The following is an 11,892-nucleotide window of genomic DNA, read 5'->3' as shown; positions in this document are numbered from 1 at the left end:
AAGTAATGAGTAATGAAGCGAGAGTCTGTATATTTCATCACTCATCCCTTATTATTCAGCCTGCATTCTTTTTTTACTGCACCGCGATCGGTTCTGTTTCCTCCCGTTTGGCACGATCTTGAATAAACGATTCCACTAAACTCACATCTTCCGTCGAACCGATAATTAAAGGGGTTCGCTGATGCAGCTTTTGGGGAACGAAATCTAAAATATCCTCGCGACCCGTACTCGCACGGCCTCCCGCTTGTTCCATCAAAAAAGCTAAAGGTGCGGTTTCATAAAGTAAGCGCAATTTTCCCTCTGGTTTTTTGACGGTACCGGGATAGAGGAAAACACCCCCTTGTAAGAGAATGCGGTGAAAATCTCCCACCAAAGCCCCACTATAGCGAGCCGTATAGCCCTCATGACGATGGACGTAACGGTTATAGTCTCGAATCGATTCCTCCCATTGCCAGAAATTTCCTTCATTGACGCTGTAGACGGGACCATGTTCGGGAATTTTAATATTTTCTTCAGCTAAAATAAATTCTCCTAAACTGGGATCGAGAATGAAGGAATGAACGCCATTGCCCACGGAGTAGACTAAAACTGTTGAGGGTCCATAAAGGATATAACCCGCAGCGAGTTGCTTATGTCCGTCTTGGAGCAAATCTTGTGCTTTTCCGTCCAAGTCTTCCCCTTCCTGTTGGCGAATGGAGAAAATCGACCCAACATTCAAATTAATATCAACGTTAGAAGAGCCATCAATGGGGTCATAGAGTAAGGTATAACGACCGATGGGACAGTTTTCGGGGATATAGTAGGGGTCTTCCATCTCTTCCGAAGCAAGGCGACAAACTAAGCCACTTTGCTTGAAAACCGAGATAAAAACCTCATTAGCGTACAAGTCCATGCGCTTAACGGATTCTCCTTGTACGTTGGTTTCTCCTGTAAATCCCAAGGCATCCGCCATTAAACCCGCCCGACTCAAGCGCTTGGCAATGAGCTTGCCCGCTAAGGCAATGCGGTTCATAATGGCGCTAATGTCCTGCGCCTCGGGAGATAGGAGGGAGGAGGCGTGTAAGGTTTTAACGGTTTGTTGGAGAACGTGGCGAGAAAGGGTGGTACAATCCCGGTCTAAGGTTAGTTCATGAGTTAAGGTCTGCTCTGAATTTCCCATAATGTCTTTTGAGTTTCCTCTTGAATTTTCTCTTTTTTTGTGAGTTGAATAGAGGAGAGCAGCCTTAATATTGGGTTTTGGGAACTAGCGTCTAGCAATGATTAGTGCTGCGATCGCAATTTGTGCATCGTACTCAACGATATCCGACAAGAAGCTCTCCCTATATTCTTAATGATAGGGATGCTTTTCGAGAACGACGGAGAACTTTACACTCTTTCAAGATTAAGTGTTGATTTGGCTCATTCGATTTCAATAGATTGAGGCTGGCTATCCGCGCGATCGCTGCCGTTGCCTGTGACTGTCGTTCCCGTTTGCTTCTCTAACCAGCTTTTCAGAGGGTCTTCGTTCAGGTTAAGATGCAATGCCCCAGTCAGGAATCCTCCAGCAAAGGCAATGGGATTGTGTAGTAATTCTTTACCGATCGGTAAGAGTTCTTCAAAAAACATAGGAAATCTCCACAAAAATTTATATTTCGTAATTATCCTAGCTCTACTTCAGAATTTTAGCGCATTGAGAAGCGGAGAAAATAATTCTCAAGACAGAAAAAACCTTTCTATAGCAGTCAAGGCAAGGAAACTTAAAGATTGGGACACTCCTATGCGACAATGATAAAGGCGATCGACCGATGGAGGCAGAAATCCCTAGAAACTGCCCGAAGGCGATCGCGTTAATCCCCCCATTGGAAAAGCCCCCATTAAAAAACCTTAAGAGAGGAGAACCGAAAATTTTATGAAAGTTGGCGATCGCGTGCGAGTCAAGGAATCTATTACGGTTTATCATCATCCCCAACATAGAAAAGAACCCTTCGATCTCAAGGGAATGGAGGGAGAAATTACGGCAATTATTCAAGAATGGCAAGGCAGACCTGTTAGTGCTAATTTGCCCATTCAAGTAAGATTTGACAAAAAATTTCGTTCTCATTTTCGCGAGAATGAAGTAGAAGTCATTTAAAAGTGATTCCAAAAAAACTTTGAAGAAATAATATTAAACCCTCCCAATTTGTGAACTGCCTTGGTAAAGTAATATCCAGATAGATTGATTACAATCTCACGATGCAAAAGTTGGTGAGGGAAATGAATATTGTCATTGATTGGATCAAACAACTGGGAACCTCTTACGATGATTCGGCAACTGGAGTTGCAGTCAATATCCACGGCGATATTTATATTTCCGGGCGTACCTTTGGGAATCTCTCGGCAGGAGATTCAGCAGGGGCAGAGGATGCTTGGCTGGCTAAATACGATGCCCAAGGCAATCAAGTTTGGATTCGACAAATTGGCACTACCAGAGACGATTCTGCCGCCGGAATTGCCCTCGATCGCCAAAGCAATATTTATATTACCGGGCGAACTTTTGGTGCGATCTCCCAAAAGTCCCACAATAGCGATGAGGATGCTTGGTTAGCCAAATTTAGTCCACAAGGGCAACAATTGTGGATCGAACAAATTGGCAGCGTCCATGATAATTCCGCAGAGGCGATCGCCACAGACAGCGAGAATAATATCTACATTACCGGGAGAACTTTTGGCTGTCTCGATGCCGAGAAGCAGATATTACCAGAATATCATGATGTTTGGCTGGCTAAATACAATACTTGTGGCCGCCAACTTTGGGTTCGTCAATTGGGGAGTCTGGGTGCCGATCGCGGTTATGGTGTAGCAACGGATCGCAAAGGCAATGTTTATCTGACAGGCAATACCACGGGCATTCTCGACACAGAAAATGGTACGGGAGGATTAGATGCGTGGTTAGCTAAATGTGACCCAGATGGCAATAAACTTTGGATTCGTCAATTAGGAAGTGCGTCGGGTTATGATTCTTCGGCGGGGGTAGCAACGGATAGTGAAGGCAATATCGCGATCGCGGGTTATACTTCGGGAACTTTAGATGCGATCGGTGCTGCCGGATATTATGATGCTTGGGTGGCAAAATACAATACTAACGGCGATCGCCTCTGGATTCGACAATTAGGCAGTTCTAGTTATAGCTACGATGCCGCTTGCGGAGTCGCAACAGACTCAGAAAATAATATTTATCTCACAGGCAATACTTCGGGGGTATTAGAGGCAGGAAAACGAGTACAAGGCATGGATATTTGGGTGGCAAAATACGACACTTTAGGAAATCGCTTATGGGTGAAACAATTGGGTAGTTCTGGTTATGATGGTTCTTCAGGGGTGGCGATCGATCCGCGCGGTTATATTTATATCACGGGGAAAACTTCTAGTGATATTGAAAAGGGGAAAGCAGTCGGGGGGGAGGATGCTTGGATTGCGAAATTACATGAGGAAAAGGAACATGAGAACGAGTAAAATGGAGGCGATTGGCTATCTTAGTGACGTTCTCTCCCGTTAACCTTTCAGGTCTAACGGGAGCTTCAAAAAAGACTAAGTTGAACCCAACGGGGCGATTGGACATGGCGAATGCGATTCGCCGTCCCTCGCCCCCAATTCTTTGAAGTTTCTTGCTTCACAGGCTGACTATCGCCTAAGCCTCCACAAGCAGAGATGATGAGACCCACCACCTGTAGCTCTTCCAATGCCCGATTAAGAATATTAATTGCCGCATTTTCATCTCTGTCCATCACCAGTCCACACTTCGGACATTCATGAGTGCGAACCGAGAGAGTTTTCGGGACTTTCGTGCCGCAACCGCTACAGTCTTGAGATGTTCCATGAGGATTAACTTTTACCACTCGAACGCCGCATTTGACTGCCACTGCTTCGATGATAGTAATAAATTGTCCCCATGCTGCATCAAGAACGCTTTTAGCCAGTCGCGATTCCTCTCCCGTTAAATCGGAGATTGCGGTGCGACCCTGCTGAGGTTTCCTACTCCCTCCGGGAACGCTTTGCGAACAGCTAAGGAACGCGCACCAAGACAATAACGGGAGACCCCTCGCGACATTGAGTTGGATATGCTAAATTAAATTCAGCATCCCTCGACCGCTCCTCAGCATATCCAACCAAGTGAGAGAGGACGGAGCTTTAAACCCAGTTTTTTTGGTAAGTAAATATAGTTGTGGCGACGTATGACCTAGAGACAAGGTATATCTTGTCTCTAGGTCAGATCGGGAAGACAGAATCTCGTTCGCGTAAATCTTACCTGAATCCTAACTTTGTCCTACAAAAGACATTGTTAAACTATCAGAAGCAAGGAAGTGACTTAAATGATAAGCTCGTTCTTCAGTATCGAGCAACATTTTTTCATACAGATAGCGAGTCGCGCGATCGCCTAAACTTTCTGCTTGTGCGGCTTGGCTGCGTAATATCTTAATTATTGCTTGTTCCGCAGTCAAATCGTGTTCGACCATCTGGCGCATATCGTAAGCACCATCTTCTTCTGGAGAGAAACAGCATAATTCAGCAAGTTTACCGAAACTCGCCACGGGAATGCCTCCCAAACCGTTCAAGCGTTCGCCAATCTCGTGAACGTGACCTTGTACATCCGTGCGATACTCATCAAAAGTATTGTGCAAGGAGTAGAATTCAGAACCTTCAACTACAAAATGATGTTTTTGGTATTGCAGATATAGCGCCTGAAAACTTGCCAAGACAATATTTAAGCCCTCACAAACAGGAATAGTAACGTTTTTCTCCAAACCAATGACGTTCTCCTCGATGTCGTTCAAAGAACGTAATAAACCTTGAGTTGCGACCATAATGCCCTTTCCTTCTCATTAAAGAATTTTGTTGATAGTCCTACAATAGCAAAAAGCCTCAATTATTGATAACAAGATTTGTTTTTATGTCCTTCGGGAGAGCCGAAAACCTAGATGATATTCATTTTTGATGGCGATCGCGCTAGATAGCAATCTTTTATCAATCCAAATTTTTTCAAGAAATATTCTCAATTATTCTCAAAATCGTATTATTTTAGGGACGTGAAATTTCACGTCCCCACAGATTTAACCTCCCGACTTCTACTGGCGCAAAAACCGTTCGGTTTGTTGGAGATTATCCCGAGCCGCATCATAGTCGGGATTGAGTTCGATCGCCCGTCGGAACTGGTCTAAAGCCGCATTAAACTGTCCTTGTTCCCGCAGAACTAAACCCAAGGCATTGTAAGTATAAGCATTGTCGGGATCGCGCTGTAAGGCTTCCCGATAGGAGGCGATCGCCTCCTCCAAATTACCCTGACGGTGTAGGACAGTGCCTAATAGCACCCAAGAAGGAATATTACTGGCATCGAGTTGAACAGCTTGACGGAAGGAGGTTTCCGCTTTTTCCAAATTTTCTAACTCCAACTGTGTCAAACCCAATTGATAATAAATTCCACTAGCCTCGGGAGCGAGTTGCAAGGCTTCTTGAAAAATTCTTTCAGCTTCCTCGAGTTGTCCTTGATTTTTGCGGGTCATTCCTAAAAAGAAGCGAGTTTCCACAGAATCAGGACTCATCTCGATCGCCTCTTGAAATAAAGCCGCAGCCCCAGCGCGATCGCCCTGTTGTTCGAGGGCATTCCCTAACTTAAGATAGACCTTGGGATCGTCAAGATTGAGTTGAATAGCACGACGATAAGCCGCGATCGCCCCCTCCCAATCTTGTTGTTTTTCCAACACCGCCCCCAAATTGTAATAACTCCAAGCAAAATCCGGCTGTGCCTCAATTCCTTGGCGGAAAATTGCCTCAGCTTCCTCGAGTTGGTCTTGCTGGGTCAAAATCGTACCGATAGCATTATAAGCACCTGCATTGCCAGGCTCGATGGCGATCGCCCGTCGATAATGGCGTAATGCCTCCTCCCAGCGTCCCTGTTGTTCGCGAATAATGGCAAGATTGTTATGAGCAAGAGCGTATTCGGGATCGAGGACGATCGCCTGTTCGTAAGCGATCGCCGCTTCGTTGAGCTTCCCTTGACGTTCGAGTAAATAGCCCAAATTGCTATGAAAAACTGTAAATTCTGGCGCAATTTTCACCCCTTGAAAAGTCAATTCGATCGCCTCCTGCCAATTTCCCTGCTGTTGCAGCAGAGAACTCAGATATAAATAAATCTTCGGATCGTTAGGAAGGCGTTCTAGCGCGTCGCGATACACCCGTTCTGCTTCCTCACTATCCCCGCGAGCCATGAGCAGCTTGCCGAGGTCGATATATGCAGTAGGATTGTCCGTCAGATCGATCGCCTCTTGCAAGGATGCAATAGCGGCATCAGGTTGCTCCTGGCGGCGTTGTAACTTACTGAGGGCAAGATAAGCCGTCGAACTGCCTTGGGCGGCTTGTCGGGCGTTTTCGGGTTGATTCTGCTCCTCGAACTGTCGGGCAAGATTGTCATAGGTTTGAATTGCTGCTTGGAAGACGGCGATCGCCTCCTCAAAACGCTGTTGTTCCGCCAATAGACTGCCCAACCGAAAGAAAGCCACCCCCGCATTAGGATCGATTTGGGTAGCTTGTTGGAAATAATCCAAGGCTTCGTAGAGGTCCCCTGTTTCGGCGACGACATAGCCCAAACCCACATAAGCGAGGGAAAAATCGGGATCGATTGCTAATGCTTGATTATAGGCGGCGATCGCTTCAATACCCTGACCCTGTTGTTTGAAGGTATTGCCCAAATTAATGTAGAGGATGGCAGCTTTGGGCTTAAGTTGGATCGCTTTTTGATGAGCGGCGATCGCTTGAGGATAGTTTCCTTGCTCCCGAAAAACTAGCCCCAAAGTCGAGTAAGTCCAAGCATTGTCGGGAGCGAGGGAAAGGGATTTTTCTAGAGCGGCGATCGCCTCTTCGTAGCGCTCTTCTTTACCCAAAGCACTCCCCAATTCGAGGTAGGATTGAGCATCGTTAGGATCCAGGGCGATCGCTTGTTGATATTGCGCGATCGCCGCCTCCCACTGTCCTTGTTTAACGTGAATATAGCCCAAACCATTATGAGCCACGGCATGGCTATTAGCAGCCACTCCAGGTAAATCCGTGACGGGGATATTCGGTAGCGTCAAGACGCGATCGAAAAGTGCCGTCGCTTGGGGGAAATCGCCGCTTTCCGTGAGAGCAAACCCCAAACCAATGTAAGCTAGGGCAAATTCGGCATCGAGTTGAATAGCGTTGCGATAGGCTCCTAGGGCGCTTTCTAACTGTCGGCTACCCATCAGGGCAATGCCCAGCCCCGTGTAGGTTTCTGGGGCATTAGGATTGATTTCTAGGGAGCGATTATAAGCGGCGATCGCTTCTGCGTATTTCTCTTGTTCTCGCAGAGCATTGGCTAAGTGATAATAGGCCAAAGCATTGGTGCGATCGCTGTCAATAATTTTTTGCCAAATTTGTTGAGCGCGGGAGTAGTTTCCCGAGGCAAAAGCGGCGTTTCCTTGGTCTTGTAACTGTTGCAGCGTCTGTGCAAGCGCCCATTGCGGAGTCAATGCAAGGGAACCCGTCAGTAGCAAGAGACTCAAATTTCGTCGTATCACGATTCTTCCCCAATTCCTGATTTTCCTTTCGATATCTTACTGAAAATTTTCGCGATCGAATTCGACAACGCGTTTCTGGTTAAATATAGGCTCGGGAGGGCGATCGCTAAACAACTCATACAAAATACGATTCATGGACAACGAAGAAAAGAAAGAATTTTATCGAGGAGGAAACAACTTTAACAAGACTTAGATGAGGAGATTGAATTAGGCTCTCCTTTTTTAGCGTTCCCCGGATTAATCGTCGTCCCCGAATTGACCAAAGCAGCAATGGAAAAAGCTATTTTACAATTATGGAAACAAGGTTATTTTAACTCCTTAAAGCCCCTTGAGGAAAAATCGGAGCGCGTTGCATAATCGATCGCTGCATGGAGCGATCGCCATGCGTATTGAACCTAATTAGATCGCACATTGCCAACATTATTTTTTTCGTTTCTGTCGTTCAACGACGACGGCACAGTTTGCTAAATTTACCACTCACGGTAATGACTGTATCGCAAGATACTCGTTCTGAGAACAAGTTTGAGGTGCGGTTGCGAAGGGTCGCTTGAGCTATTATATCGCGGGTTTGCGTAAAATTTTTCGCTCTCGCCAGCAAAGGTGTTGTCAGCACGAGAAGGATAGAAGTAGCAATAACCAAGCATTTCGGGTTCATCGATTTTGACTCCACAGGAGATTCAAGCTAAATTACAGAGCTTTGTAGCTGTAGATGTAGATGGTGTAGATGTTCCCCAATCTGTCCTTATTTTGAGAAAGAAGGCGATGGAAAAGATATCAGAGTTAAGTAGAAAAAACCGAGTTCTTAAACTTTTTGATTCTGAGAACCAATGACGCAAGTAAATTCAGCTTTGTTTCCTACTGTTAAGAACTACACGAGATAAACTCTCAATTCCAGATATTATCTCAAGTTCTCTTCTTCATCAGAATCTCCGAAATCTCTCCATAAACTTTCATCTCTCAATGTAGGTAGTCAAATATAATCTTATCTTATTTTTGCTTTGGCGGAAACAACGAGATATTAAAATTGTGAGTCTCTTTTATTATCCCGTTCGGCAGATAGTTCTTGCAAAATTGCGAATATATCTTTCTGCATTTTCGCAAAATTCTCTTGTAGCGACATCACCTCCTTGGCAATTGTTTCAATTTGACGACAGGTTTCTTGTTGATAGCGATCGCTTTTCTGCAAAATAGTATCGATAATATCGCGAAAATCCTTGAGAATCGCTTGTTTTTCGTAGATGATTTGCGTCATAGACATTTGCCCTGCTTGTAACTTATCCAAAGTTCCCATCAAACTCGACATCGCCATTGTATTAGCTTGAATTAACTCCAATTCAGCTTTTTGGTCATCTTGAAACTTATTTGCAAGTGCCGCGATCGCGCGGCCATTAGATTTTTGTAATTGTTCGTTAACCTTGCAAGTTTGCTCTAATTTTTCCGTTAAGGCTGCCAACATCCATTGCGTTGAGTCAGCCTTTGAATGGTTCTGGTCTTCCTCTAAATGGCTCATGAAGCTAGGGAAATTATATTTCTCCTTTATTGTATCATCGTCATGGGCGATCGGCAGTAGGGAGTGGGGAATCGTTATTTCCCTTTCCTTTTACTTAGTTGTCATCGTCCATACCCCATCCCAATCTTCCTCGGGTGGATTATCGATAAAGTGATGGCATCGTTCCATGTGCAAACGTGCTGCTTTATCAGTACGATTAAGTTCGAGAATTGTGGCAAAGTAATTATGAGCTAACCCAAAATTCCCCCCTAAATAAACTTCTCGTCCCTTGTTATAAAGTGCGATAATTTGTTCTTGTTCTGGTGAAAGGGAATCAACTCCTAATTCTGCAATTAACTCATACACAGAAACAGGTTGCGTTTTTCCTTTGACGCGAATACAGTCTAATTCTCGCACTACTAATCGACCTTCACATTGTCGATAAGTATTCTCACTAATAACAATATCGCAGCCATATTGCTTACTTGCACCCTCTAAGCGAGAACTCAAATTCACCCCATCTCCAATTGCCGTAAATTCCATCCGTTTGCTCGAACCGATGTTACCGCTAATGACGTAGTCGGAGTTAATCCCAATCCCAATTTTAATGGTTTGCTTGCCTTCTCCTCCACGTTTCGCATTGAATGCAGCCAAGCGCTTTCGCATATCCAAAGCGGCTTTTACCGATTGCATGGCATGATCTGGTAAATGGTTGGGGGTTCCAAATACCGCCATCATGGCATCCCCAATATACTTATCGAGAATCCCTTTATGGTCAAATACGGCATCAACCATACTCTCAAAATACTCGTTCAGCATTTGTACCACTTCTTCTGCTTGCAGTTTTTCCGTCAGGGAGGTGTAACTGCGAATATCTGAGAAGAGTACCGAAACTTCCTTGCGATCGCCTCCTAAACCAATATTACCGCCGCCATCGAGTAACTGTTCCGCTAACTCTTGGTTCATATAACGATACATGGTACTCTTGAGGCGTTTTTCGTCGCTGATGTCATCCATAACCACCAAGGCACCATAAACATTACTGACATCAGCCGCATCAGAAATAGAGTTAATGGAGAGATTAACGCTGTGTTCTTCTCCCTCAGCAGATATAATGATTTTATCGGGGTAATACTGTTCGCTGTCTTTTTCTTCCCCAGGATGTAAAGCGCGATTAAACCACTCGGAAAAATCACCTTTTTTCGCAACATCACTTTTATCCGTAATATCCTTGCCCTTAATTTCCACCAATTCGCTCATAATTCTGCCTTCAATGGGGTTATTCTCGTCAAACCCGAGCAATTCTTTTGCTTTTTCATTGGCGGCCAAAACAACCCCATTTTTATCCGTAGAAATGACCCCGTTGGTCAAACTCCGCAAGATATCTCGCTGCATTTGTTCTTGCTGCTGAACTTTCGCGAAGAGGGTGGCATTTTGCAGGGCGACTCCCGCTTGGATGTTAAATGCCTTCATAAACTCCTGATCGCTGCGATTAAAGCTGGCTTTCCACCGTTCCGGAGGCTCTGGCCAGGTAGAGGCATCGTAGTCGGGATGTTCTCCTTGTTTCAGTTTGTTGACCAGTTGCGTTACGCCGATCAATTCGTTATCGGAGTTATAAACTGGCATACAGAGCATACTGCAAGTCCGGTAGCCGTTGGCAGGGTCAAATTTTTGTGAGGTTTCCGAGTCGGGATGATCGTAAAGGTCAAAACCAATGTTAAGAATATGCCCAGTTTCCGCCACTTGTCCGGCAAATCCGACTCCAATGGGAACTCGTAATTCTTTCAAACTGCCATCGGGAAGGGGAATTTTGGTCCAAAGGTCATTTTTATCGCGATCGATGAGCCAGAGGGTGCTGCGATCGGCGTTCATGAGCTTTTTCGCCGCGTCCATGACCGTTCTCAGGGTGGTATCTAGGTCTAAATTCCCTTTACTTAAGGAATTGGTGGCTTCAATGAGGGCATTCGCTGCTCTTTGTTTTTGGGTGGCTTTGTAGAACGATCGCGAGGATTCGAGAATGAGGCGAATAGAGGGGGCAAAATTGGCAAAAACTCGTAAATCTTCTTCGGCAAATCCTTCGTGGGAAATGCGATCGCCGAGGGAATCATTGGGATTATAACCGGGTTTTAGCTTGTTAATTAACTGGACGACGGCCACTAATTCCGGTTGTTCTCCCTCTTCTTGTGCTTCTTTTAAGAGGGGCAGTGCCAACATGGAATAGGTGCGATATTTATTCTTTTTATCAAATTGTTTGGCAGAGGCCGAGCGCGGATCGTCGTAAAAATCAAAGGGAATATTAATGACTTCTTTAAATTGCGCTACTTCTCCAGCAATTCCTTGTCCTACGGGAATGCGAATTTCGATCGGTTTACCATCGCTACCTTTGGCGACAATTGACCAAAGTTCGTCTTGATCGTCGTCGAGTAAATAAATGGTCGTGCGATCGGCGGCCAATAATTCCCCGGTTTTGAGGGTAATCGATCGCAACATTTCATCAAGAATTGCGTCAAATCCCTCGCTGTCTAAAACACTATCGAGGAGAGATAGGGTTTGATTGACAACTTTGAGTTTATCTTCAACATCAACAACAACTTTTTGGAACGACTCTTTGTTGAGAGGGGCGAGAAAGCTAGAGAATGTCCCTTTTGCCGTCACTAGGGCGCTACCAGCGCCATTACTGGGACTGGGGGACGGACTCGCACCATTTTGCTCTCCAGCATCAGAGGCAATATCGATATCGATGGTTTGCCCGGTGTGTTCTAATATAGTTGGTTCAGGAGATGCAGCAGTCATATTCGTTTTGTTGTATAAATTTGGGAATATTAAGGGGTTGGTTGGGTTTGATTGAATGTATTC

The 11,892-nt window shown here is 45.1% G+C and carries 10 protein-coding genes; 2 read left to right on the top strand and 8 right to left on the bottom strand.

Annotated features, from left to right (window positions below):
* Positions 1–73: 73 nt before the first annotated feature.
* Positions 74–1,159 carry a class 1 fructose-bisphosphatase gene (gene fbp, locus VB714_RS00410; protein WP_323220052.1) on the bottom strand — a complete coding sequence of 362 codons (1,086 nt, stop codon included), beginning with the start codon at positions 1,157–1,159 and terminating at the stop codon, positions 74–76.
* Positions 1,160–1,398: 239 nt separating this feature from the next.
* Positions 1,399–1,605, bottom strand: coding sequence for a hypothetical protein (locus tag VB714_RS00405; RefSeq protein WP_204103395.1), 207 nt, complete (start codon positions 1,603–1,605; stop codon positions 1,399–1,401).
* A 283-nt stretch (positions 1,606–1,888) separates the two neighbouring features.
* On the opposite strand from VB714_RS00405, the gene VB714_RS00400 reads away from it, so the two are divergent.
* Positions 1,889–2,110: a ferredoxin-thioredoxin reductase variable chain gene (locus tag VB714_RS00400; RefSeq protein WP_204103393.1), complete on the top strand. Its 222-nt coding sequence runs from the start codon at positions 1,889–1,891 to the stop codon at positions 2,108–2,110.
* 122 nt (positions 2,111–2,232) lie between these two features.
* A complete protein-coding gene (locus tag VB714_RS00395) occupies positions 2,233–3,471 on the top strand; it encodes an SBBP repeat-containing protein (protein WP_323220050.1) in 1,239 nt (412 codons plus the stop codon).
* A 65-nt stretch (positions 3,472–3,536) separates the two neighbouring features.
* Here the strand turns inward: VB714_RS00395 and VB714_RS00390 are convergent, their stop codons facing one another.
* The 6 genes from VB714_RS00390 to VB714_RS00365 all read right to left on the bottom strand — a co-directional run bounded on the left by VB714_RS00390 (position 3,537) and on the right by VB714_RS00365 (position 11,829).
* Positions 3,537–4,043: a transposase gene (locus VB714_RS00390; RefSeq protein ID WP_323220048.1), complete on the bottom strand. Its 507-nt coding sequence runs from the start codon at positions 4,041–4,043 to the stop codon at positions 3,537–3,539.
* 228 nt (positions 4,044–4,271) lie between these two features.
* Positions 4,272–4,820, bottom strand: a complete 549-nt coding sequence (locus VB714_RS00385) for a Dps family protein (protein ID WP_323220047.1) — start codon at positions 4,818–4,820, stop codon at positions 4,272–4,274.
* 261 nt (positions 4,821–5,081) lie between these two features.
* On the bottom strand, positions 5,082–7,547 hold the full coding sequence (locus VB714_RS00380; RefSeq protein ID WP_323220046.1) for a tetratricopeptide repeat protein: 2,466 nt from the start codon (positions 7,545–7,547) through the stop codon (positions 5,082–5,084).
* Positions 7,548–7,989: 442 nt separating this feature from the next.
* On the bottom strand, positions 7,990–8,202 hold the full coding sequence (locus tag VB714_RS00375; RefSeq protein WP_323220044.1) for a hypothetical protein: 213 nt from the start codon (positions 8,200–8,202) through the stop codon (positions 7,990–7,992).
* A 363-nt stretch (positions 8,203–8,565) separates the two neighbouring features.
* Complete coding sequence (locus VB714_RS00370; protein WP_323220042.1) at positions 8,566–9,057, bottom strand: hypothetical protein; 492 nt, start codon at positions 9,055–9,057, stop codon at positions 8,566–8,568.
* A gap of 90 nt (positions 9,058–9,147) precedes the next feature.
* Entirely contained in the window at positions 9,148–11,829 is a 2,682-nt protein-coding gene (locus VB714_RS00365; protein WP_323220040.1) for a GAF domain-containing protein, read from the bottom strand.
* Positions 11,830–11,892: the final 63 nt, after the last annotated feature.

The organism is Spirulina sp. 06S082, assembly GCF_034932145.1.
Classification (GTDB): domain Bacteria; phylum Cyanobacteriota; class Cyanobacteriia; order Cyanobacteriales; family Spirulinaceae; genus CCY15215.
Note: the sequence above shows the minus strand (reverse complement) of the source record. Positions and strands in the feature narration are given on the sequence as shown.

What these genes read in the sequence shown, in the direction of transcription:
- VB714_RS00370 (WP_323220042.1), bottom strand. Translation starts at nt 9,057, where the DNA reads ATGAGCCATTTAGAGGAAGACCAGAACCATTCAAAGGCTGACTCAACG.
- VB714_RS00375 (WP_323220044.1), bottom strand. Translation starts at nt 8,202, where the DNA reads ATGAACCCGAAATGCTTGGTTATTGCTACTTCTATCCTTCTCGTGCTG.
- VB714_RS00385 (WP_323220047.1), bottom strand. Translation starts at nt 4,820, where the DNA reads ATGGTCGCAACTCAAGGTTTATTACGTTCTTTGAACGACATCGAGGAG.
- VB714_RS00365 (WP_323220040.1), bottom strand. Translation starts at nt 11,829, where the DNA reads ATGACTGCTGCATCTCCTGAACCAACTATATTAGAACACACCGGGCAA.
- VB714_RS00400 (WP_204103393.1), top strand. Translation starts at nt 1,889, where the DNA reads ATGAAAGTTGGCGATCGCGTGCGAGTCAAGGAATCTATTACGGTTTAT.
- VB714_RS00395 (WP_323220050.1), top strand. Translation starts at nt 2,233, where the DNA reads ATGAATATTGTCATTGATTGGATCAAACAACTGGGAACCTCTTACGAT.
- fbp (WP_323220052.1), bottom strand. Translation starts at nt 1,159, where the DNA reads ATGGGAAATTCAGAGCAGACCTTAACTCATGAACTAACCTTAGACCGG.
- VB714_RS00405 (WP_204103395.1), bottom strand. Translation starts at nt 1,605, where the DNA reads ATGTTTTTTGAAGAACTCTTACCGATCGGTAAAGAATTACTACACAAT.